The sequence below is a fragment of the Pseudomonas sp. TE3786 genome, assembly GCF_054057335.1.
In genome coordinates this window covers 179,732-202,280 of record NZ_JBSRZF010000008.1, presented here as the reverse complement: position 1 = coordinate 202,280, position 22,549 = coordinate 179,732, and the positions used below count along the sequence as shown (strand labels likewise).

The following is a 22,549-nucleotide window of genomic DNA, read 5'->3' as shown; positions in this document are numbered from 1 at the left end:
AGCGTGTAATCACGCTGACTTCGTCTCGCACCTTGCGCCATGGGGTTCTCCTGAAAGATATGGCTAAAGGTGTAAACCTTATTCAGGACGGGACAGGCGCATTAAAAAGGGGACTTGCGTCCCCTTCTGCACGCACGGCCAATGCCCTTCAGGCAGCGACGCCTCGGCACGCGTTGGTCAGCGCTTTGGCCATTTCACTCAGGGTTTGCAGAATGGCTCGCTCGTGGTCTTTGTTCATCAGCGAGTCGGCCGCCGCCAAGGTTTCGACGTACATCATCAGATTGGCTGCTCGGGCGAGCGCTTCATCGATGGGGACACCGGCGTTGACCTGAAACAGCGGTTCGCCGTCGATAGGGTCGAAGGGTTGGGACGTGGTTACGTTGGATTTGTCGTTCATGATGATTACCTTCCGAACGTTTAGAGGGCAGCCACGACTCGTCGCCAAACGATAGGGTGGCAGCTGTACGCAGGTTGGCGAACCGGTTCGGAAGAACACCGGCATACCCGAAGGTATCCCGCGCACAGCCGCCATAGCTGTGCTGCGGGCACAAAAAAAGCGCCTGCTTCACAGAGATAGGCGCTTATGCGCATCCGAACTTGGGTCGCCAAACCCAATCGCTAATGTGTAGCGACGGCGGGACTATAGGGTGGCTACGGTTCGGATGGCAACGGCTTTTTGGGGCTAAAAACATCTGCGGGAAATGTCCCACGACGACTTGAAAGCTCATATCAGGTTTGGCATCTCCGTTTGCAGGAATCGAGGCTAAAGCCTCTCCCACAGGAAAATGAAGTCTCTTGTGGGAGAGGCTTTAGCCTCGATAGCCTTTACTCGGTAGCCCGCCTGGCCACTGCTACTCCTCCTCGCTTTTCACCGCATCCACCAGGGCGGATGGTGGTAGCCAGACTTCGATGGTCCTGGCTGCGCCGGTGAGTCGCTTGGGAAGCGTCATAAAATCCCAGCTATCCGCTTTTATCTGCGCTGTGTGATCTCTAACCCACTCAGCACATTTCTGCGCATCGTCCCGGTGATAAATAATCGTCGGTTTTTCATAGGGTTTAGGTGCGCTACGTTGTTGCTGATAGGCGGTACTGACAACATCTTCGATGGGCGGAACTGAAGCGTCTTCGGCTTGCCACACGGCGCGAAAGGCTCGGGCTTTATCCCGCCCGTCCGGACCATATATCTGAATAAAAATAGTGTGCTTTGAGCAGAGCCCCGGCGCTTTTTCCAGTTTTTTGCCGGCGTCGGCTTGCGCTCCAGCCTTATCAGCCCCGGGGGCGGTAACATCCTGGCTGGAAGCAGCAGACGTATCCGCCGGTTTAGAGGCATTCACTACCTCTGGCTCGGTTGATTTCTCCGCGATTGTTGCAGAGCTGGATGTTGGGTTGCTTGTAGCCGCCGCCCCTTTATCTGGCACTGTGTTGGCCGGCTTAGGAGGACTTTCTACCGCCTGGGGGGCTATTTTAGATGGAGCAGCCTGGCTCGAAGTTTGAGTACTGACTTTCCCGCTTGACCCAGTATTACCGCCCTTTTTACCGATGGTTTCTAACGTTTTCCTCTGTTTCTCCTGGGCAACCAGCGTGGCTGAATTTTCTATATAAAAGTTCGTTCCGGGTTCGCAGTGAGTACGTCCATTAAAGAGTAATCCAGCTTTAATTGCCATCGGCTCATCTCTTGCCCAATAGCCCCCATTCATACTCTTGGCAGATTCATCTTTTTTATTTGGGCAGGAAAACTCAATAAACGTAGCGCAGGCGGGAATGCTCCCTATTAATTTATTGCACATTGCAGCGGTTGTTTTCAGAACATTCAGGGCTGTTGGATTATCTGTGAGAAGCTCCTCTTTTTTATCTGCTCGCAGGGCATCAACCGTTATTATTAACTGCACAGCCACATCGCCCAATAACTTTCCATCTTCCTGACTGGCAATTTCGGCCGGCAGTTTGGCGTACGTTGTGTACAAGGACTTGAACATTTGATTTGGCGTATTGCTGTCATCCGACTTGTCCAGGGCGACCCATATCCCTGATATAGACGTAATGATAGCCCCGAGACCGATACCGGCTGCGGCAACGGCTTTCATCGCCACCCGTTGCGGCACCCGCTTGCTTTTTAGTTCAGGTGACTTCTTGTAATCACCCGCTGCGAAAGACTGCACCAAGGTTTGAAGCAGATCCGCGGTTAATAGTTTGCCGATATGCTCTCCTAAAGAAAAATAACTCTCCCACTGCGCCTCATCAAAAAACTGATCCGCCGTCGTTTCTTGAGGAAACGAGGAAAAGTCCCGCCCATAGTTGTATACGTCTTCCGTTAACCCGGAAACCATATTGGGTTTGACGAGTACCAAAACACCATGGGTGCTATCGCCAGGGTAAGCAATCTGGGCGACGGCTAAGCAGGCCGTACTTTCTCGGGAAATCAAGTCATCCAAGGTGCCGAAAATACCAGCTTGGTTTTGCTCGGGAAGTACGAAACGTATCTCGACGTCCAAATCAATCCTGGCGCGCCGTATTAAATTTTCCAGGTTCTGGAATTTGTAGTCGGGATCGGCACCGCAGTCGGCGAGGACAATTAATTTGCAGCGCTCCTGAATCAGTGCATAAGCCCCGGTATTTTCGGCATGTCCCCCATCACTTAAGTACTGCAGTTGGTTGGATTTACCTGGAAAGCGCGCCAGGAGCTCACTTAACAATCCATGGTATTTGGGTAAGCATTTCTCGCCCAGTGATTGGCTTTTGCTGTGGTTTTTACTGTCCCACCAATAGCCTAAGCGGACCCCCAGAGTCGTTAACATCGCCGCATAACCCGGCTTGGTCAGCGCGCCCATTCCCGGTGATGCAGCGGCACCCGATACCGCCATCCACGTACCCAATGTGGCTAAAGTCTTGGGGGGAACTTGCGACCACTTCGCCCCTGGCACCTTGCAATAACCAGCGCCCCCCACCATCGACATCAGATCACCTTGCCGATCAATATTGTGCAGCCCCTCCCTTTGAAAGGTTTGGTTCACGCAGACGTTGATGATATGCACCGGGGCACCGTACAGGTGGGGGACGTACTGACTAAACAGCAAATCATCTTTCTCATGAACTTCGGTAACTTTCGAGTTGGGACTGCGATCAGGGTTTGCTGCGCCCAAGTACGCTCTGGTCAGCCGTGAGCGATAAAAGTTATGCAGTGAGGAACGGTTCAGAAACTTGATACTGCGACCTGTGAACCCAATCCATAACAGAGAACAGATCAACATACCAGCCAAGTATGTTAATGCATGCGTATAGTCAATCGGATCTAAAAGCTTTCCCTCTGGCCACACCTTTGTTGTACCGAACACGTGAACCACACTGGTCCAGAAGATCAACAGCACCACCAAGCCCAATCTTCCGGCGAGGTCTAAAATCAAGGGTAAACGTTGCCTGAGAAAGTCTCCCGCAGAGCTATTAATTTGCTGGAACACCGGAAGGAGGAAACGCAGTGCCGCAAGAACCGCAGCAAACAACGCGCCGAGGGGAAAAAGATGCTCAGGGTTTTGCGCCAATTGCCACGCTACTACATCGACAATCCCTAATATAAAAATTGCACCAATCCACTGCACGGCGGCGGTCAAATTTACCGTGGCATTATGCGATGCAACATCAACCTCCTTGGTATCCCTTCCAACTATCGGCATATACCAATACCAACAAACCGCCGTTCCAGCCCAAATTATTAGAATGGGCAGGACTATCCAGACGGTCGGCACAAAGGACATGACCTTCCAAAAATTTGGATTCGGCGACCAGTTCTTTTCAGATGGGATGACAATGAAGTCGTTAACGCCCCACCAAACCAGGACGTCAAATATCCCCAAACAACACGCCAGCGCCACAGCGAGAACACCAAGTTCCAGATGTACACCCGCTAAATTCCGTAGAAACACCACCAGCCCATAAAGCCGGTCGCGGCTCCCTTTAGGCGTTAAATACCGACTATTGGCCCGCAGCCAACCCTTGTGGTTAGACGCAGCTCCCTTAACACCCAACTCTTCCTGAAGCTCTAGGGACGGATTTTTCGATGACTCTTTCGACATCGCCAATCGCCCAACCATCGCCCCTATATATCCACCACCGGACACCGTAGACATCAAGTCAAAGCGCCGAAACACGCCGTTTTCAGCCAGCGCACTGATCAACCCATAACAGAACGTCGCACTGCGGATACCGCCGCCGGATAACGCCAGGCCCCAACGCTCGTCAGAGGCCAGTGGCGTGCCTTCGTCTTCGAGCACTTTTCGTCGTGCAGTAATCAATGGCCCTAATGAATCACTTTTTTCCACCTCGTCTGTCGCTATCGCCTCGCCCATCACCGGCACTCCCTTGTTTTATGCGCCCTTTGCACCCCAAGGATGGCCAGGCGCGTATCGGCAGTTTTATAGTTCGAGGCCTTGTCGACGGCCTCGTTTATAACGCTCACGGCCAGGTGTTCTCCGCCCTCTGGGGGTGGAAAACACCTGACTGATTGAATAAGAGATATAGCGCTCAGCCCCGGAACCGGGCTGTACATCCGTCCCTGTCGCCAAGGCAAGCATGGACCTCGGCCCTGAAACGCTAGCAGTGCTGGGCGAGCTGTCCAGTGCGCCAGATGCCTGACTGAAAACCCGGGCAATAAAAAGCCCCGCACCAGGCGGGGCTTTTTGTCCTTACCTCACAGCCATCAAGCGCGCTGCGACAAATCCATCAACTCCCGATTCGCCACCGCATACATGGCGTAATCCGTACCGGTGGCGGCGCGCAGTTCGCCAAGCATGGCCTTCCAACGGTCCACCATCGGCCGGTGCTGTTCCAGCCACACACCGGTGCGCTCTTCCATGTCCGCCGGGGCATCGGCCATTTGCAGCACCGACACGGTGATGGCTCGCTGTTGCCAATCGAGGTCATCGCGGAAGGCTTCGCGGGCCAGGGCCTGCCAGTTGTTTTCCACCGGCAGGCTGGTGATTTGTTGCAGGTACCAGGACAGCTCCAGGGCACCACCCACCGCAAAGTAGGCCGCTGCCACTTGGGCCGGGTCCTGGCCGGTGATGTCGGCTGCTTCGATGATTGGCAGCAAGGTGTAGAGGTGGCTGGTGCCGGCCACTACCCGGGCCAGTTCTTCCGGTACGCCTTGTTCGACGTAGCCTTGGAACTTGGCCAGCCACTGTTCGCGTGCCGGGCCTTCGAGCAAGCCATCCAGTTGTTTGGCCAGGGCTTCCAGACGTGGCGCGAAATGGCCGACGTCGCGGGCCGCGTCCAGTTCGTTGCGCCGGCTGCGCAGGAACCAGCGCGTGGCGCGGCGGCCGAGGCGCATCAGTTCGTCCATCAGCTGCAGTTGCAGGTCGGCCGGCACTTTGTAGTCGAGTGCTTCGATCTGCGCCCACCAGTACGGCAGACGGAATACGTCACGCACAATCACATAGGCACCGGCCACGTTGGCGGCGCTCATGCCGGTGGATTCCTTCAGGCGCTGCACGAAGGTGATGCCCATATGGTTGACCAGGTCGTTGGCGATCTGGTTGCTGATGATTTCCCGTTTCAGGCGGTGACGGCGCATGGCCTCGCCAAACTTCTTGGCCAGCAATGGCGGGAAGGCGGTTTCCATTTCCCGGGCCAGGTAGTCGTCGTCCGGCACCAGGGAAGTCAGCAGCGATTCCTTGAGGTCGATCTTGCTGTAGCTGATCAGCACCGACAGTTCCGGCCGGGTCAGGCCATGGCCGTTGGCAACGCGCTCGGCCAGTTGCTCATCAGACGGCAGGAATTCCATGGCGCGGTCGAGTTTGCCGGCGCTTTCCAGGGCCGTGATCAGCCGTTTGTATTCGCCGATGCTGCCGCGGGCACGACGCTGGGCCAACGACAGGGCCTGGGTCTGCTTATAGTTGTTGCCAAGCACCAGGCTGCCGACCGCATCGGTCATTTCCGCCAGCAGCTTGTTGCGCTGCTTGCCGGTCATATCGCCGGCGGCAACGATTTCGTTGAGCAGGATCTTGATGTTCACTTCGTGGTCGGAGCAGTCCACCCCACCGGCGTTGTCGATAAAGTCGGTGTTGCTCGCGCCGCCGTTCAGGCCGTATTCAACGCGGCCCAGTTGGGTCATGCCGAGGTTACCGCCCTCGCCCACCACCTTGGCGCGCAGTTCGCGGCCGTCCACGCGCAGGGCGTCGTTGGCTTTGTCGCCGACATCCACATGGCTTTCGCTGCTGGCTTTGACGTAGGTGCCGATACCGCCATTCCAGAGCAGATCCACAGGGGCCTTGAGCAAGGCATTCAGCAGTTCGGTGGGGGGCAGTTTGTCGGCGCTGATGTCGAAGCGCTCTTTCATTTCCAGGCTTATGGCGATGCTTTTTGCGCTGCGCAAAAACAGACCGCCGCCTTTGGAAATCAGCGAGGCATCGTAGTCCGCCCAGCTGGAGCGCGGCAGATCGAACAGACGCTGGCGCTCGACAAAGCTGCTCGCTGCATCCGGGTTGGGGTCGATAAAGATATGCAGGTGGTTGAACGCGGCCACCAGTTGCAGCTTGTCCGACAGCAGCAGACCGTTGCCGAATACGTCGCCGGCCATATCGCCGATGCCGATCACGGTGGACAGGTCTTTTTGCACATCGATGCCGCGCTCGCGGAAGTGCCGTTGCACGGAAACCCAGCCGCCCTTGGCGGTGATGCCCATGCCTTTGTGGTCGTAACCGGCCGAACCACCGGAGGCGAACGCGTCACCCAGCCAGAAGCCGTATTCGCCGGCAATGCCGTTGGCAATATCGGAGAAGGTTGCGGTGCCTTTGTCGGCAGCCACCACCAGATACGGGTCATCTTCGTCATGGCGCACCACGTTTTGCGGTGGCACCACTTCGCCTTCTTTAAGGTTGTCGGTGATATCCAGCAGGCCGGAAATAAAGATCCGGTAGCAGGCGATACCTTCGGCCAGCACCTCATCACGGCTGCCGCCAATCGGCATACGCCGTGGCACAAAGCCGCCCTTGGCACCCACGGGCACGATCACTGCGTTTTTCACCTGCTGGGCTTTCACCAGGCCCAGCACTTCGGTGCGGTAATCCTCTTCACGGTCGGACCAGCGCAAACCACCACGCGCCACTTTGCCGCCGCGCAGGTGCACGCCTTCCACCCGTGGCGAGTAGACGAAAATCTCGAACAAGGGCACCGGTTTCGGCAGGTCGGCGATGGAACGGGAGTTGAACTTGAAGCTGAAGTAGGACTTGGCCTGACCGTTGGCGTCGGCCTGGTAGAAGTTGGTGCGCAGGGTGCCTTTGATCAGGTCCAGGTAGCGACGCAGGATGCGGTCTTCGTTAAGCACCGCCACGTCATCCAGGGCAGTAAGAATCGCCTGTTCCAGGCGCAGCTGCTTGTCGGCCAGATCTTCCGCCGTCAGCTTGCGCGCCAGGTAGAACCGGGTCTTGAACAGGCGCACCAGTTCCTTGGCGATATCCACGTGGTTAAGCAAGGCGCTGGCGATATAGCTGAGGTCGAAACCCAGGCGAATCTGCTTCAGGTAACGGGCGTAGGCACGCAACAAGGCCACATCGCGCCACGGCATGGCGGCAGTCAGCACCAGACGGTTAAAGGCGTCGTTCTCCGCTGCGCCGCCAACGATCTGCACAAAGGCATCCTGCAGGGTGTCGTTGAGCTGCTGGATATCCAGGTCCAGGCCTTCGGCATAGGTGAAGGCGAAGTCATGAATCCAGAACTCGCGGCCGCTCTGGTGATGCAACCGGTACGGGAACTCACCGAGCACGCGCAGGCCTAGGTTTTCCAGAATCGGCAGCACGTCCGAGAGTGCCAGTGGCGTATCGGCGTGGTACAGCTTGCAGTGCAGCTCCTGGCCGCCTGCGCTGAGCGGCTGGTAGAAACTCATCACCAGCGGGCGTTCTTCCGACAGGCTGAGCAGGTGCTGCATATCCACCACCGCCGAGTGCGGGGCAAAGCGCTCGCGGTAGCCGGCCGGGAAGCTTTTCGGGAAGTCGGCCAGCACGCGCGTGCCCTTGGCCTCGCCCAGGCTTTCGACCACTAAACCGGCGTAGTCGTCTTTCCACGAGCGGCAGGCCTGAATCACTTCCTGCTCGATCTGCGCCTGGTCGATATTCAGCTTGGTTTTCGGGTCGATGCGCAGAATGAATTGCACACGCGCCAGCACCGACTCGGAGAAGTAGGTCCAGAACTCGCAGTCGGTGGCCTGCAGGCGATCCACCAGCACCTGCTGAATGCGGATACGGCTTTCGGTGGAGTACACATCGCGTGGCACATAGGCCAGGGCGTAAACAAAACGGCCGTAGGGGTCGGCGCGCAGGAACAGGCGGATCTTGTTGCGTTCCTGAATCTGCACGATGGCCAACGAGGTGTTGTATAGCTCGTCGACGGGGGTCTGGAACAGGTCATCGCGCGGCAGCACTTCCAGCACTTTCACCAGTTCTTTGCCCAGATGGCCTTGGGCGGTAAAGCCGGAACGGCGCTCAACCTCGGCCACCTTGCGGCGAATATAAGGAATGCTGCGCACGCTTTCGCTGTAGGCGATGGAGGTGTAAATGCCCATGAAGCGGCATTCCTTGACCACCTTGCCCTTGGCGTCCAGCTCGCGGATGGAAACGAAATCCGGATAGGCCGGGCGGTGCACCCGGCTAGGCTGCGCGGCCTTGGCGAACGACAACAGCACCGGCTCGCGCAGATAGTTCACGGCGTAGTCTTCGATATGCAGATCGCTGCTGGAAAGCCCGGTGCGCAGGCGTTTCGACAGACCCAGCAGGGTCGATTCGTCATAGGTGATATGGCCGCCTTCGGCCTCATCCGCCACGGTGAATTCTTCGTAGCCGAGGAAGGTGAAGTGGTTTTCCATCAGCCATTGCAGGAACACTTTGATTTCCGCCAGCTCGGCGGCGTCCACCTTGAGCTTGGCTTTGCCCAGCCAGGTCAGCAGCTCGGTGACCTTGTTGCGCATGGGCTGGAAGTCGGCAACGGTGATGCGCACTTCTTCCAGCACTTCGAGAATGGCGTTTTCCAGGGTGCGCATATCGGAGGCGTTGGCGCTGCGGTCGATCTCCAGGAAGATCAGCGACTCTTGCAACACGTCTTTACCGGTGGTGCCTTTGGGCAACACTTCCAGCAATTCGCCCTTCTTGTTGCGGCGGGTGCTGAGCACGCTGTTTTGCAGGGTGTGGATGCTGTAACCGCGGCGGTTCAGCTCCATACGGACCGAGTCGACCAGAAAGGGCACGTCGGGGTGCAGTACTTCCACAGCGGTGTGGGTGGACTGCCAACCATGTTTTTCGTAATCGGGGTTGAACACCCGAACCTGCGGCTTGGCGCTGTCAAAGCGCTCCAACAGCCGCCAGGCGGAAAGTGTGCAACCGACCAGGTCGGAGAGGCGACGCTGGGTCAGTTCCTCGAGGGCGATGATGCCGAAAAATTGCTCGGCGAACAGGGCTACTTGTGATAGCGCCTGTTCGCTAACGTGCTGCGCCAGTGCCGCTTGCAGTTGTTGCTGAAAGTCGGCTTTGCTGGCCGCCGTAAAGAACGCCATGGTAGTGCTCCGCTGGGCTTGTTATTCGTGGAGAAACTTGTCGTTAGCTACATGCCTGAGTACGCCGTATGCCAATGCCGATAGTTCTGTGGGCAGGGCATCTGCTGGGTGGGTTGCACAACAGTCTAGGCCATTGTTGAAACCCGTCAGTGCATAGGGCGACCGTCAGGTCACGCGTAGCTTAACGATAGGCTGTGACCGAGGGATTGCGTGGGCGCGACATATTCGGACAGGCTTCCTACGGCTCTAGATGGGCCTCGTCGAGCAACAGCTTCGCGGCTGAAGCCGCTCCTACGGGCCCGCGCTGGCTGTAGGAGCGGCTTCAGCCGCGAAGCTTTTTGACACACCACTCATTCCCCCTGGTCACGATAGCCGCCACTCAAGGTTATGCATTAAAGTGTCACGCCATTCGCAGCCACCCGCGCCGGCCTTGCCGCGCTGCTGTGAGCCGTTGCACCTCGTCAATCCGCCAGGAAACTTTCCACGATGGAACACCGCGAAGCGCTAGTCGCCCTGCGTCAATTTCTCTCCACGCAGATTCTGGGTCAGGAAAAGCTTATCGAGCGGCTGTTGATCGCCCTCCTCGCCGACGGCCATATGCTGGTCGAAGGTGCCCCCGGTCTAGCCAAGACCAAGGCCATCAAAGAGTTGGCCGAAGGCATCGAAGCCGAGTTCCATCGCATTCAGTTCACCCCCGACTTGTTGCCCGCCGACATCACCGGCACGGAAATCTATCGTCCGGAAACCGGCAGCTTCGTGTTCCAGCAAGGGCCGATCTTCCACAACCTGGTACTGGCCGACGAAATCAACCGTGCGCCGGCCAAGGTGCAGTCGGCCTTGCTCGAAGCCATGGCCGAGCGTCAGGTGAGTGTCGGGCGCAGTACCTACGATCTGTCGCCGCTGTTTCTGGTAATGGCCACGCAGAACCCCATCGAGCAGGAAGGCACCTATCCGCTGCCCGAAGCTCAGCTCGACCGTTTTCTGATGTACGTGAAAATCGGTTTCCCCGACGCCTCGGTGGAACGCAAGATTCTCCAGCAAGCCCGTGGCGAAGCCCTGAACGGTGAAACCAAGCCGGAACATAAAGTCAGCCAGCAGGCGATCTTTGCCGCGCGCAAAGAAGTGCTCGGCTTATATATGGCCGATGCGGTGGAGGAATACCTGGTGCAACTGGTGATGGCCACGCGCACCCCGGCCAAGTTCGATGCGGAACTGGCCGAGTGGATTTCCTATGGTGCCAGCCCTCGCGGTTCGATTTCCCTCGACCGTTGCGCCCGCGCCCATGCCTGGCTGGCTGGCCGCGACTTCGTCTCGCCGGAAGATATCCAGGCGGTGCTGTTCGATGTGCTGCGTCACCGCATCATTCTGTCGTTCGAGGCCGAAGCGGCGGGTATCGACCAGGACCGGGTGCTGCAACGCATCCTCGATGTGGTTGCCGTGGCCTGATCGCCATGCAACCCATTGCGGTCAGCGAACCGGGAATTCGCGTCAGCCTTGCCGAGCTGATCGAAATGCGCCATCGCATTCGCGAGGTGCAGCTGTTCTCCACGCCGGCACGCCGCAGCCCGCTGGTGGGGTTGCATCACTCCAAGCTGCGCGGGCGCGGCGTCGACTTCGATCAGGTGCGCGTGTATCAGCCCGGGGATGACGTACGCACTATCGACTGGCGGGTAACCGCGCGTACCCAGGAGCCGCATACCAAGCTGTTCCATGAGGAGCGCGAGCGGCCGATCTTTATTCTGGTGGAACAGAGCCAGCGCCTGTTTTTCGGCTCCGGCCTGGCCTTCAAGTCGGTTCTGGCCGCGCAAGTGGCGGCGTTGATCGGCTGGGCCGCCCTCAGTCACAACGACCGGGTGGGCGGCCTGGTGTTTGGTGACAACGAGCACCACGAAATCAAACCGCGGCGCAGCAAGATGAGCTTGCTGCAGTTACTCAACCGTATGGTCCGCGCCAATCAGAATCTGAACAGTGATATTCCGGCTGGCCGCGACACCTTTGGCCTGGCGTTGCGCCGTGCCCGTGAGGTGCTGCGCCCCGGCAGCCTGGCGGTGGTGCTCTGTGATGAACGCGCGCTGAACGACAGCGCCGAGCAGCAATTGACCCTGCTGGCCCGCCACACCGATCTGTTGCTGCTGCCGCTGTCCGACCCGCTGGACCACGCCCTGCCCGCCGCCGGTCTGCTGCAGTTCACCGAACGCAGTGCGCTACTGGAACTGGACACCCACAACGCCGACCTGCGCCAGACCTACCACGCCCTCGGCGAAGCCCGTCAGGCACGCTGGCAGTTGCTGGCGCAAAAGCTCGGCGTGCCGTTGTTTCCGCTGAGCACCCTGAACGACCCGATCGAACAACTGCGCGACCATCTACAGGGACAGCGGCCGAGGAAGAAGCAATGAATCCCCTCGACCAACTGCAACCCTTGATCGCGCCGCCAGCGATTTCCTGGTGGCCGCCGGCACCGGGCTGGTGGCTGCTCGCCGCCTTGCTGCCGGGGCTGCTCTGGGGGCTGTGGCGGTTGCGCAAGCGCCTGCCGCAACGGGGCAGGAAAACCCGTACCGACGTGCCGCTCGACCCTCTGCGTCTGGCCGCATTGCAAGAACTCGGGCAGCTGAAAAAACCCTATGACGGCGTCTCCGCCGGCCCCTGGCTGCAGCAACTCAATGCCCTGCTCAAGCGCCTGTGCCGCAGTCATTACCCCAATAGCCAGAGCCACACCATGAGTGGCCGCGCCTGGCTGGCCTATCTGGATAACCGCTGCCCGGCCGCCGGCCTGACCCGCTGGATGATTCTGGTGGAAGGCGCTTACCGCCCCGAATGCAAGCTCGAAGACAAGGCCGTGGATGGTCTGTATCAAGCCGTCGACACCTGGATTCGCAAACATGTTTGAGTTCACCTGGCCCTGGCTGTTTCTCTTGCTGCCCCTGCCCTGGCTGCTGCGTTTGGTATTGCCGGCCGCCGACAGCGGTGAAGCGGCGTTGAAGGTCAGTTTTCTCAACGAACTGGAAGGCCTGGCCGGCCGCCGCGCGCGCGCCAACCTGCCAGCCTGGCGGCAACAGGCACCCTTCGCCCTGCTGTGGTTATTGCTGCTCGGTGCCGCTGCGCGCCCGGCCTGGGTTGGCGAGCCGCTACCGGTCTCGGCCAGTGGCCGCGATCTGCTGCTGGCGGTGGATGTGTCCGGCTCGATGAATTACACCGATATGCAATGGAACGGCAACGATGTCAGCCGCCTGACCCTGGTGAAAAACCTGCTCGGCGACTTTATCGAAGGGCGTAAAGGCGACCGGGTTGGCCTGATTCTGTTCGGCAGCCAGGCCTACCTGCAGGCACCACTGACCTTCGACCGCCACACCGTGCGCATCTGGCTGGACGAAGCGCTGATCGGCATTGCCGGCAAGAACACAGCGATTGGCGATGCCCTGGGCCTGGCGGTGAAACGCCTGCGCCAACGCCCGGCCAATAGCCGGGTGCTGGTACTGGTTACCGACGGCGCCAGCAACGGCGGGCAGATCGACCCACTGACCGCCGCGCGCCTGGCCGCGGAAGAAAAGGTCAAGGTCTATACCATCGGCATTGGCGCCGATCCCGAGCGCGGTGCCTTTGGCATGGTCGGGCTCAATCCGGGCCTGGATCTGGACGAAGCGACCCTGCAGAAAATCGCCGATATGACCGGCGGCCAATACTTCCGAGCCCGCGACAGCGACGAACTGACCCTGATCGAAGCCAGCCTGGACAAACTCGAACCCGTGGCCCAGCAACCGACCATCGCCCGCCCTGCCCTTGAACTCTATGCCTGGCCGCTGGCCGGCGCGCTGTTGATGAGCCTGCTGCTGGTGGTCAATTCGCTGTGGCCGCACCTGCTGCAAAGCCGCCTGCAACAAGCCTTGCCGGCACGGCCGAAATGGCGGCCGCGGATGAGGAAGCGCCAATGATCGCGCTCTGGCCCCATTGGCTACGGCCGCTCTGGCTGGTGTTGCTGCCGCTGCTGCTGTGGTTGCTCTGGCAACTCTGGCACCGCCAGCGGCGTGCCGGGCGATGGCAGATGCTGCTGCCGGCGGCCTTCCATAAAGTGCTGCTGAGTGGCGGTAACCGCCGGGTCAGCCGTTTGCCCTGGATCGCCCTCGGGCTGTCCTGGTTGCTGGGCCTGTTGGCCCTGTTGGGCCCGAGCTGGCAGCACGTTGAACAAAGCACGCAGAAACGCGCCGATCCGCTGGTGGTGATGCTCGATCTGACCCCCTCGATGCTTGCCGGCGATGTGCAGCCCAACCGTCTGGAACATGCCAAACACAAAGTGCTCGACCTGCTGGAGGCACGCCACGATGCGCAGACCGCTATCGTTCTCTACGCCGGTAGCGCGCATACCCTGGTGCCGCTGTCCGACGACCTTGGCACTGCGCGCAATCTGTTGGAATCGCTGAAGCCGGCGATCATGCCCGAGGCCGGACGGCGGGCCGATCTGGCCGTGGCCAAGGCGCTGACCCTGCTGGAACAAGGCTCCCAGGGCCAGGGTCGCTTGCTGTTGATCACCTCGGCGCTGGACGACCAGGAACGCCAGGGCATTCGCCAGGCACTCGGCAAACACGGCAATCGTCTGCAGATTCTTGGCATCGGCTCCGCCCAGGGCGCGCCCATTGCCCAGGAAGGTGGCGGCTTCTTGAAGGACGCCCAGGGCAGCATTCTCTTGCCGCGTCTGGACAGCGCCGGTCTGCGCCGTTTCGCCAATGAGCTGGGTGGCAACTACCTGCGCTCGCGGCTGGATGAAAGCGACCTGCGCGACCTCGGCCTGCTGGAAGACACCGAAAGCCTGCGCGACAGCGAGCCGACCCAGCTGGAAACCTGGGCAGACCAGGGCTATTGGCTGCTGCTGCCCCTGCTGTTGCTCGCCGCTTGCGCCGGCCGCCGTGGCTGGCTGTTCTGTCTGCCGCTGCTGTTGATGATCGGCCCGCGCCCCAGCTATGCCTTCGAGTTCACCGATCTGTGGCTGCGTGCCGACCAGCAAGGCGAACGCCTGCTGCAACAACACAAAGCCGCCGAGGCTGCCGACACCTTCAGCGACCCGAAATGGCAAGGTCAGGCGCTCTACCAGGCCGGCGACTATGCCGGTGCCGCCAACCGCTTCGCCACCGGCAACAGCGCCGCCGACCACTACAACCGCGGCAACGCCCTGGCCCGCAGCGGTGAACTGGAAGCGGCGCTGGATGCCTACGATCAGGCCCTGGAGCGCCAGCCCGAGCTGCCCCAGGCCCTGGCAAACAAAGCCCTGGTGGAAGAGTTGCTACGCCAACAGCAACAACAACAGAAGCAGCAGGAAAAACAGCAAAAGAACCAACAGCAAGGCAAAAACCAGCAACAGAAACAGGCCGAGCAAAATCCCGGCAGCGACACCGACAACCCGCAACAGCCGCCACCCTCTGCCGCCAACAAACCCGGCGAGCAGGATCAGCCCCAGGACTCGCAACAGGCCGGGCAACAAGGTGCCAAGCAGGACGCCGACGCCGCCAAGCCGAGCGATCAGGCCGGGGGCAACCGCGACGACAAGAGTGCCAAGGGCGAGCACAGCGAAGACGGCAAAACCCAGGCCGAAGACGGCCAGCAGCAACACCTCGGCGCCGAACAGCGCCAAGCCATGGAACAGTGGCTGCGGCAGATCCCCGACGATCCGGGCGAGCTGCTGCGACGCAAATTCTGGTATGAACAGCAACAGCGCCAAGAGCCTAGGAATTAGTTGATGACCCGTCTGTTTTGCGCCTTTTTGCTGAGCCTGCTGGCCCTGCAGGCCAGCGCCGCGAGCTTCACCGCCTCTGTGGACCGCACTCGCCTGAGCGAAGGTGAAACCCTTGAGCTGTCACTGGAGTCCGACGACGCCACGCTGTTCGGCAAGCCCGATCTGGCACCGCTGGACGCCGCCTTCGATGTGCTCGGCACCCGGCAGATCAACCGTCTGACCACCATCGACGGCTCGGCCCGTGCCACCACCCGTTGGATCATCACCCTGCAGCCGAAAGACGTCGGCACCGTGGTAGTTCCGTCGCTGAGCCTGGGCGACAACAAAAGCGAGCCGATCACCCTGCAAGTGATCAAGAACGAATCGAACAGCGACAGCGAATCGGTGGCCCCGGTGTTTATCGACGCCAGCCTCGATCAGGACAGCGTGTATGTGCAGGCCCAGGCGATTCTGACCCTGCGCATCTATCACTCGGTGTCGCTGTATGACGACAGCGCCCTCACCCCGCTGCAGATCGGCGATGCACGCATCGAATCGCTGGGTGACCCGCGCACCTATGAAAAAGAAATCAACGGCGTGCGCCATGGGGTGATCGAACTGCGCTACGCCATCTACCCGCAACAGAGCGGCGAGCTGGAAATTCCCGCGCTGGTATTCAGCGCCACCGTGGCCGACCGCACGCAGAACAACAGCAGCTACCAACCCTTTGGCCCGCGGCCCGGACGCTTGATGCGGGTGAAATCGCCGATCATTCCCCTGCAGGTTAAAGCCAAACCGGCCGAGTACCCGGCCGACGCGCCCTGGCTGCCTGCTCGTGGCGTGGCGCTGAGCGAATCCTGGAGCCCCGAGCCGGACAAGGCCCAGGTTGGCGACTCGCTGACCCGCAGCCTGACCCTCAAGGTCGACGGCCTGTCCAGCGCCCAGCTGCCGCCGCTGCCGGCCACCTCGGTAACCGGTCTGCGCCGTTACCCGGACCAACCGCAACTGAGCAACAGTACCAACGAACGCGGCCTGATCGGCAGTCGTGAAGAACGCGAAGCGCTGGTACCCAACCGCAGCGGGCGGATTGAACTGCCGTCGGTGGAACTGGTGTGGTGGAACACCAAGGAAGACCGCCTGGAACGCACCAGTGTGCCGGCGCGCACCCTGATGGTCGCCACCAACCCGGCCATGGATGTGGAAGCGCCGGTGAGTGCCGATGCCGGCGAGCCGCTGGTGGAAGGCCCGCCGCTGTGGCCATGGCAATTGGCGACGCTGATTCTGGCGCTGACCACCCTGCTCGGCTTCGGCCTCTGGTGGCGCGCCCGTCGCCAACCAGCCGTATCGCGCACTGCGCAGACCGGCCCCAGCCCACGCAGCCTGCTCGACGACCTCAAGCGCGCGTGCCTGGCCAACGACTCGCAAGCCACCCGCCAGGCCCTGGATGCCTGGGCCAGGCAGCAACCGGAAACCCTCGCCGATATGGCCGCCCGTTTTGTGCCGTTATCGGAAAGCCTGGATGGCTTGAACGGTGCGCTATACAGCGAGAGTGGCCAGTACTGGCAAGGCGAGGAACTGTGGAAAGCCATCCGCGCCCTACCCGCCGCCGAAGCCCCGGCCGCCGCGCAGGAAACCAGCCCGTTGCCGCCGTTGTATCCACGCTGATTGGGTAAAGATCAAAAGCATCGAGGCTGATGGGAGGCTAGTAGGAGCGGCTTTAGCCGCGATTGGCCAGGCCTGGAAACCGGGAGAACAGAGCAAAAGCACTCTCCCACAAGGTCACTCGATCCCCTGTGGGAATGGCCGCCCGGCGCTGCGGTTTAGCCTCGATTGCTGCAAACGCCGATTACGGCCGGTAATACCCCACCGCCACCAGATACTTGCCCACCTTGCCCACCTTGCGCAACAAGGCGTGCTTGTCTTCCACCTTGCTGGTCACCGGGTTCTTCCAGCGGTAGTCGTAGCCGCCTTCCTCGCGGTTGGCCATCAGTGCCAGGATCGGCGCGCCCACCGGCTTGCCTTGTGGGTCGTGAATGCTGGCGAAGTCCACGCCCAGTAGCCGCAGGTTGTAGCCATGGGCGAGGTATCGATGGCTGTCCAGGTCGATGACAAATACATACAGATCATCTTCGCGAAACTGCGCCGACAATTCGTTAATGGCCTTGAAGCTCCCTTGCGGGTCTTTTTCTATCGCTGCCACTGCGCGGATGAGCAAGTCATGCGCTTGCACGGGCGTGGCCCTGGGCAGGTATTCGCCAACGGCGATAATCCGTTCGCCGACCCGCTGAAAGTACACGCGTTTGCGCTGCACCTTGCCGTCGGCCCAGCTTTTCCAGTGGTATTCGGCGCTTTGCACGCCGGCGTCTGCTGGGGTGTTGAGGGCCTTCTGGAAGGCACCCAGAAGTTCCGGGGCCAGCACGCTGGAAACGTCGCGGCCGATCAATACCGCCGACGGCCCACCGCTGGCCAGCATGGTGCCGTGGGTATCGACGACAAACACATAGCGATCGGCGTCGATAAATTCGCCCTGGCGGCTGAACGCAGCCAGCGCAGCATCGCCCTGCACCTGGTAGTACTCCACCGCCCGTTGCAACAACGCCTGGGCGGATTCGGCGGCGCTGGCCACATTGCCCAGCAACAGCAGGCAGCCCAGCAGTAGCGCATTGATCGGTTTCATGGCGGCAGGCTCAGTCGTTGAAAATCGCCACAGCGCGGACAAACCCGGCCGAGGCATGTTTGATCTTGTAGGGGAAGCACGACACCAGAAAGCCATTGGCCGGCAGGCTGTCGAGGTTGGCGAGTTTTTCCATCTGCCCATAGCCTATATCGCGGCCGGCCTTGTGGCCTTCCCAAATGATCGAGGCATCCCCGGAGGCGGCGAAGCGTTCGCGGGTGTATTTGAACGGCGCATCCCAGCTCCAGGCATCGGTGCCGACCACGCGCACGCCACGCTCAAGCAGATACAGCGTCGCCTCGCGGCCGATGCCAACGCCGGCGTCGAGATAGCCCGGCTGGCCAAACAAGGCACCGGCACGGGTGTTGATCAGCACGATATCCAGGGGCTGCAGGGCGTGACCGATGCGCGCCAACTCCGCTTCCACCTCGTCGGCGGTCACCACATGGCCGTCAGGCAAGTGGCGAAAGTCCAGTTTCACCCCCGGTTGCAGGCACCAGTCCAGTGGCAGCTCATCGATGCCAAACGCCGGCTTGCCGCCATCGGTGGTCGAGGCGTAGTGCCAGGGCGCATCCATATGGGTGCCGCTGTGGGTGGTGATCTGCAAGCGCTCGGCGGCCCAGCTTTCGTTGCCGGGCATTTGCTCCAGCTGCAGGCCCGGGAACATCGCGGCCATTTCCGGCCAGCCTTGCTGGTGGTCCATATAGTCGATCTTCGGCAGCAAGGGCGGTGGGTCGGTATAGGGGTTGTTGTCCAGGGTTACCGACAGATCGACCAGGCGGCGGGTGGCTTTCTTTTCAGCGGCGTGCGACATGGGCAGGCGCTCCGGGTAATGGCATGGGCCGTGGTGCGGCAGGATTCAGGGCATTGCGGATCAGCGCGGCGGCGTTGCCGTCGTGGCTGAACCCGATAGCGCGGGCTTGCGGGGTTTTCAGCGGCGGCAGGCGGCCGAACAGCGCTTCCAATGGCTCATCGGCGGCGTAGCTGATCAGACTGCGGCGCTCTTCGCCGTAGGCCGCTGCCAGGGCATCCACCACCTGGGCGATGGACAGGTGCAGCACCGGCAGCTGCCAGATCCGTTGGCTGCCCAGCTCGTCAGCCTGCAGTTCAGCGGCGCGGATCAGGTTATTGACGCAGCAGCGCACCGACATCCACCAGCAGGTGGCTGCTGGCGAAACCGGGCAGCAATAGGCTTCATCGGCGGCTACGGCGCGCAGCAGATCACTCATAAATGCCGAGCGCAGGCCATTGGGTTCACGCGGGCGGGCAACGATGCCGGGCAGCCGCACTGCGCGGCCATCCACCTCGCCACGCCGCGCCAGGTCGCTGACCAGCGCTTCGACCATGGCCTTGTGGGTGCCGTAGGACAGCTGCGGATTCAGCTCGGCGTCCTCGTTCATCCGCGCCGGCAGGTCGCCGCCGTACACCGCCACGCTGCTGGCGTACACCAGCACCGGAGGGCGGACCTTGTTGCGCAGTTGGTTAAGCAATTCCAGGCTGGCCAACAGATTCACCTGATAGCCCACTTCGTACTGCGCCTCAGCGGCCCCGCCCGGCACGCTGACCAGATGGAACACCACGTCGATGCCATCGGCCAGCACCCGGCGCAGCAAGGCAGCGTCGGTGACACTGCCACTTTGCCGGCGTATCCGCGGGTCGTCAGGCATACCGGCGAATTCGCGGTCCAGCAGCAGCAACGAGTCGATGGCCTGCCCCCGCAGACTGCCACGCGCCAACAGGCAACGCACCAGCTCGCGGCCGACAAAACCGTTGGCGCCGGTAATCAATACACGCATACGCGGCTCCTCATGGGCGGGCCTGCACGACACGCTGGTCGATACCGCCGAACAGCGATTGGCCCTCGGTGTTCAGCACCTCCATCTGCACCCGGTCACCGAAACGCATAAAGGCGGTTTGCGCACTGCCCTGCTCGATCATCTCGATGGCGCGGCGTTCGGCGATGCACGCCGAGCCCACGCTGCGGTCGGCATTGGACACAGTGCCCGAACCGATCAGCGTGCCGGCGCGCAGACGCCGGGTCAGGGCGGCATGGGCAATCAACTGGCCAAAGTGGAAGTTCATCGCGCTGCCATGGGGGTGGCCAAACCATTGGCCATTCCATTGCACCTGCAGCGGCAACTGCACGCGGCCGTCACGCCAGGCCTCGCCGAGTTCATCGGGCGTCAGCGCCAAGGGGGCAAAACTGGAGGACGGTTTGGCCTGCAAAAAACCGAAGCCGGTGACCATTTCCCGTGGTGCCAAGGCACGCAAGCTGACGTCGTTGATCTGCACGATCAGCTTGATATGCCCCAACGCCTGCTCGGCGCTGCAGCCCATCGGCACTTCATCGACCACCACGCCGAACTCGCCTTCGAAGTCGATGCCCTGGGCCTCGCTGGGCAACGGAATATCGTCACGCCCGCCGAGAAAATCATCGCCCGCGCCCTGGTACATCAGCGGCGTGTGTTCAGCGCCATCGATGGGTTTGAGGTTGAAGGCTTTCTGCATCAGCGCGCCGTGGCTCATAAACGCCGAGCCGTCGCACCACTGATAAACCCGCGGCAACGGTGCCATCGCCTGGGCCGGCTCAAAGGAAAAAGCGCCCACTGCCCGGCCCGCATTCAGCTCATCGGACAGCAGACGCAAACGCGGTTCCACGCTGGCCCAGTTCTCCAGCGCCTGTTGCAGGGTGCTCGCCACCGGTGCCGCAGACAGGGCCCACTGGTTATCGCCGGAGACCACCAGCAGCTGACCGTCGCGGCCGCCGTTTTTCAGGGTGGCGAGTTTCATTGGCCAGCTCCCAGTTCAGCGGCAAAGCGGCCGTCGAGCAGAATAAATACCATGCGTGCCATGGCCTCGGTGCGGTTGCTCCAGGCGTGGTTGGTGCCACGCTGTACCACCACGTCACCGCGCTTGAGCTGCACCTCCTGTTCATCCAATACCAGCCACACCTCACCTTCGGTGACGATGCCGTAGTCGAGGGTTTCGGTGCGGTGCATCAGCTTGTGGCGGGAGTCGGCCGTGCCGGTGCCGGCATGCGCTTGGCCGATTTCGGCAAAGGCCGCGGCTGCGTCTTCGGCGCTGATCTGGTTTTGCTGGCTGTCCGGCGGAATATCCACCACGCGGATTACGCTGCCCAAAGGGCTTGGGCTCAGTTGCAGGGGTTTGGCAGTGGGGTCGCTGGCGTTGTCCAGCAGCGCCGGGCTGGCGGCGCTGTTCCAGATTTCATAAAACACCGTGCCCGGTACGGCAGCCAATGGGAAGACGTTGGGTGTTGGCCCACTGCTGGCCACCACGGCCTGGCCGTTGGCGTTATGGCCGGTGACCACGCGTTTGAAACAAGGTAGTTCGTGCATAACAAGATCCTCGCTCGATTGCCGTGCGCCGCTCAAAGGGACGGCGCAGCAACAGGGGCGGTTTTCGGCAGGCCCAGGCAAGCCAGGGCAATCAGCAATTGGGCGCAGGCGACAACGCCAAGCGCGGTTGGCAACTGGCCGCTATCACCGCGGGTAATCGCCAGCACCACCAGCGGGCTGACAAACTCACCGGCGAAGATCGCCGCGGTAAAACCGCCGGCGGCGCGACCACGTTGATGGAAGTCGACCTGGCTCATGATCCAGGTGATCAGCGTCGGCAACATCAGGCCGATGCCCAGGCCATTGACCAGCACCGCCACCACCACCAGGGCATGGCTGCCGGCGATAGCCATCAACAGCCCGCCCAGCCCGGCCAGCGCGAAGGCCAGCAGCATCTGCTTGGGTGCCGAGACACCGCTAAGCACGCGAAAACCCAAAGCGCCGGCCAATACGCCGAGCTGGTTGGCACCCATGGTCATGCCGATCTGCTGAGGGCCATCGACATGCAGCAAGCTGAGCAGGTAACCGGCCTGCACCGGCACCACAAACAGGCTGACGCCGGCCAGTACGGTGAGCAGGTACAGCGGTGCCAGGCGAGGCCATGGGAACGCCGTTGCCTGCACGGCCGTGTTCGCCGAATCGCCATCGCCCTGGGGCTCCCAAAGCAATTTGGCCATCAACGGCAAAAACACCAGCCCCACCGCGTACAAGGCAAACGGCGTGCGCCAGCCGTTTTCCCCCAGCGCGCCGCCCACGGCCATAAAGATCGCAGCGGAGAACGAGGTGGCGACCATTTGCAAGGCGAACAACCGCTCACGACGGCTGCCGCTGTAGTAGTCACCCATCAGCGTGGTGCAGCCGGTCATGATCGCCGCTTCCGCCAGGCCGATGCCGGCGCGGCTGGCAACGATGGCGGTAAGCGAGTCCAGCCACAGCGGCAGCAGGCCGCAGACGCTGTACAGCAGCATGGCCCAGAGCAACAGCGGCTTGCGCCCTACCCGGTCGGCGATCAGCCCGGCAAAGGGCGCGACCAGGGCGATGACCAGCGCCGGCAGGGTCAGGGCGATGGGCACCAATACCGTGGCACCCGGGGTGTCGGCGAAGTGCGCTTGCATGCGTGGCAGTACCGGGGCCAGGAGGACGGCGCCAAGTACCGGCAGACAACTGCCCAGCAGCAGAAGCAGCGACTGTGGTAGACCTGCCTGGCGATCAACGCTCATCGAACACCTCCAGCGGCGCGCCGCAGAACGCTGCACCAAAGGCCGCACAGGCGGAACAAAGCTGAT

The 22,549-nt window shown here is 61.2% G+C and carries 15 protein-coding genes; 6 read left to right on the top strand and 9 right to left on the bottom strand.

Annotated features, from left to right (window positions below; all coding sequences use genetic code 11):
* Window positions 1–148: 148 nt before the first annotated feature.
* The 3 genes from ACVW0Y_RS11790 to ACVW0Y_RS11780 form a co-directional block, all read right to left on the bottom strand.
* A complete protein-coding gene (locus ACVW0Y_RS11790) occupies window positions 149–397 on the bottom strand; it encodes a DUF3077 domain-containing protein (protein ID WP_457438476.1) in 249 nt (82 codons plus the stop codon).
* Between the two features lie 454 nt (window positions 398–851).
* Window positions 852–4,340, bottom strand: coding sequence for a hypothetical protein (locus ACVW0Y_RS11785; RefSeq protein ID WP_457438474.1), 3,489 nt, complete (start codon window positions 4,338–4,340; stop codon window positions 852–854).
* Between the two features lie 350 nt (window positions 4,341–4,690).
* Complete coding sequence (locus tag ACVW0Y_RS11780; RefSeq protein WP_457438472.1) at window positions 4,691–9,532, bottom strand: NAD-glutamate dehydrogenase; 4,842 nt, start codon at window positions 9,530–9,532, stop codon at window positions 4,691–4,693.
* 486 nt (window positions 9,533–10,018) lie between these two features.
* On the opposite strand from ACVW0Y_RS11780, the gene ACVW0Y_RS11775 reads away from it, so the two are divergent.
* The 6 genes from ACVW0Y_RS11775 to ACVW0Y_RS11750 are packed head-to-tail and all read left to right on the top strand — an operon-like array spanning window position 10,019 to window position 16,898.
* Complete coding sequence (locus ACVW0Y_RS11775) at window positions 10,019–10,978, top strand: AAA family ATPase (RefSeq protein ID WP_457438470.1); 960 nt, start codon at window positions 10,019–10,021, stop codon at window positions 10,976–10,978.
* A gap of 5 nt (window positions 10,979–10,983) precedes the next feature.
* Window positions 10,984–11,928, top strand: coding sequence for a DUF58 domain-containing protein (locus ACVW0Y_RS11770; RefSeq protein WP_457438468.1), 945 nt, complete (start codon window positions 10,984–10,986; stop codon window positions 11,926–11,928).
* The gene (locus ACVW0Y_RS11765) at window positions 11,925–12,419 is read left to right on the top strand and encodes a DUF4381 domain-containing protein (protein ID WP_457438466.1); all 495 of its coding nucleotides are present in this window, start codon (window positions 11,925–11,927) and stop codon (window positions 12,417–12,419) included. Before ACVW0Y_RS11770 ends, ACVW0Y_RS11765 begins: the two co-directional genes overlap by 4 nt.
* Window positions 12,412–13,461, top strand: coding sequence for a vWA domain-containing protein (locus tag ACVW0Y_RS11760; protein ID WP_457438465.1), 1,050 nt, complete (start codon window positions 12,412–12,414; stop codon window positions 13,459–13,461). The genes ACVW0Y_RS11765 and ACVW0Y_RS11760 overlap by 8 nt, the downstream gene beginning before the upstream one ends.
* A complete protein-coding gene (locus ACVW0Y_RS11755; protein WP_457438463.1) occupies window positions 13,458–15,254 on the top strand; it encodes a VWA domain-containing protein in 1,797 nt (598 codons plus the stop codon). The genes ACVW0Y_RS11760 and ACVW0Y_RS11755 overlap by 4 nt, the downstream gene beginning before the upstream one ends.
* A gap of 3 nt (window positions 15,255–15,257) precedes the next feature.
* Window positions 15,258–16,898 carry a BatD family protein gene (locus ACVW0Y_RS11750; RefSeq protein ID WP_457438461.1) on the top strand — a complete coding sequence of 547 codons (1,641 nt, stop codon included), beginning with the start codon at window positions 15,258–15,260 and terminating at the stop codon, window positions 16,896–16,898.
* 181 nt (window positions 16,899–17,079) lie between these two features.
* On the opposite strand, the gene ACVW0Y_RS11745 is transcribed toward ACVW0Y_RS11750, so the two are convergent.
* From ACVW0Y_RS11745 to ACVW0Y_RS11720, 6 genes are read right to left on the bottom strand one after another with little or no spacing between them, the layout of a single operon-like run.
* Window positions 17,080–17,910 carry a cache domain-containing protein gene (locus tag ACVW0Y_RS11745; RefSeq protein WP_457438459.1) on the bottom strand — a complete coding sequence of 277 codons (831 nt, stop codon included), beginning with the start codon at window positions 17,908–17,910 and terminating at the stop codon, window positions 17,080–17,082.
* Between the two features lie 10 nt (window positions 17,911–17,920).
* Window positions 17,921–18,721 (bottom strand): cyclase family protein, encoded by an 801-nt coding sequence (locus tag ACVW0Y_RS11740; protein ID WP_457438458.1) that lies wholly within the window; start codon window positions 18,719–18,721, stop codon window positions 17,921–17,923.
* Complete coding sequence (locus tag ACVW0Y_RS11735; RefSeq protein ID WP_457438456.1) at window positions 18,705–19,703, bottom strand: NAD-dependent epimerase/dehydratase family protein; 999 nt, start codon at window positions 19,701–19,703, stop codon at window positions 18,705–18,707. The genes ACVW0Y_RS11740 and ACVW0Y_RS11735 overlap by 17 nt, the downstream gene beginning before the upstream one ends.
* Before the next feature lie 10 nt (window positions 19,704–19,713).
* A complete protein-coding gene (locus ACVW0Y_RS11730; RefSeq protein ID WP_457438454.1) occupies window positions 19,714–20,697 on the bottom strand; it encodes a fumarylacetoacetate hydrolase family protein in 984 nt (327 codons plus the stop codon).
* On the bottom strand, window positions 20,694–21,263 hold the full coding sequence (locus ACVW0Y_RS11725) for a cupin domain-containing protein (RefSeq protein ID WP_457438452.1): 570 nt from the start codon (window positions 21,261–21,263) through the stop codon (window positions 20,694–20,696). Before ACVW0Y_RS11725 ends, ACVW0Y_RS11730 begins: the two co-directional genes overlap by 4 nt.
* 32 nt (window positions 21,264–21,295) lie before the next feature.
* A complete protein-coding gene (locus ACVW0Y_RS11720; RefSeq protein ID WP_457438451.1) occupies window positions 21,296–22,483 on the bottom strand; it encodes an MFS transporter in 1,188 nt (395 codons plus the stop codon).
* Window positions 22,484–22,549: the final 66 nt, after the last annotated feature.

What these genes read in the sequence shown, in the direction of transcription:
- ACVW0Y_RS11750 (WP_457438461.1), top strand. Translation starts at nt 15,258, where the DNA reads ATGACCCGTCTGTTTTGCGCCTTTTTGCTGAGCCTGCTGGCCCTGCAG.
- ACVW0Y_RS11770 (WP_457438468.1), top strand. Translation starts at nt 10,984, where the DNA reads ATGCAACCCATTGCGGTCAGCGAACCGGGAATTCGCGTCAGCCTTGCC.
- ACVW0Y_RS11740 (WP_457438458.1), bottom strand. Translation starts at nt 18,721, where the DNA reads ATGTCGCACGCCGCTGAAAAGAAAGCCACCCGCCGCCTGGTCGATCTG.
- ACVW0Y_RS11775 (WP_457438470.1), top strand. Translation starts at nt 10,019, where the DNA reads ATGGAACACCGCGAAGCGCTAGTCGCCCTGCGTCAATTTCTCTCCACG.
- ACVW0Y_RS11780 (WP_457438472.1), bottom strand. Translation starts at nt 9,532, where the DNA reads ATGGCGTTCTTTACGGCGGCCAGCAAAGCCGACTTTCAGCAACAACTG.
- ACVW0Y_RS11730 (WP_457438454.1), bottom strand. Translation starts at nt 20,697, where the DNA reads ATGAAACTCGCCACCCTGAAAAACGGCGGCCGCGACGGTCAGCTGCTG.
- ACVW0Y_RS11745 (WP_457438459.1), bottom strand. Translation starts at nt 17,910, where the DNA reads ATGAAACCGATCAATGCGCTACTGCTGGGCTGCCTGCTGTTGCTGGGC.
- ACVW0Y_RS11765 (WP_457438466.1), top strand. Translation starts at nt 11,925, where the DNA reads ATGAATCCCCTCGACCAACTGCAACCCTTGATCGCGCCGCCAGCGATT.
- ACVW0Y_RS11755 (WP_457438463.1), top strand. Translation starts at nt 13,458, where the DNA reads ATGATCGCGCTCTGGCCCCATTGGCTACGGCCGCTCTGGCTGGTGTTG.
- ACVW0Y_RS11720 (WP_457438451.1), bottom strand. Translation starts at nt 22,483, where the DNA reads ATGAGCGTTGATCGCCAGGCAGGTCTACCACAGTCGCTGCTTCTGCTG.
- ACVW0Y_RS11735 (WP_457438456.1), bottom strand. Translation starts at nt 19,703, where the DNA reads ATGCGTGTATTGATTACCGGCGCCAACGGTTTTGTCGGCCGCGAGCTG.
- ACVW0Y_RS11725 (WP_457438452.1), bottom strand. Translation starts at nt 21,263, where the DNA reads ATGCACGAACTACCTTGTTTCAAACGCGTGGTCACCGGCCATAACGCC.
- ACVW0Y_RS11790 (WP_457438476.1), bottom strand. Translation starts at nt 397, where the DNA reads ATGAACGACAAATCCAACGTAACCACGTCCCAACCCTTCGACCCTATC.
- ACVW0Y_RS11760 (WP_457438465.1), top strand. Translation starts at nt 12,412, where the DNA reads ATGTTTGAGTTCACCTGGCCCTGGCTGTTTCTCTTGCTGCCCCTGCCC.
- ACVW0Y_RS11785 (WP_457438474.1), bottom strand. Translation starts at nt 4,340, where the DNA reads ATGGGCGAGGCGATAGCGACAGACGAGGTGGAAAAAAGTGATTCATTA.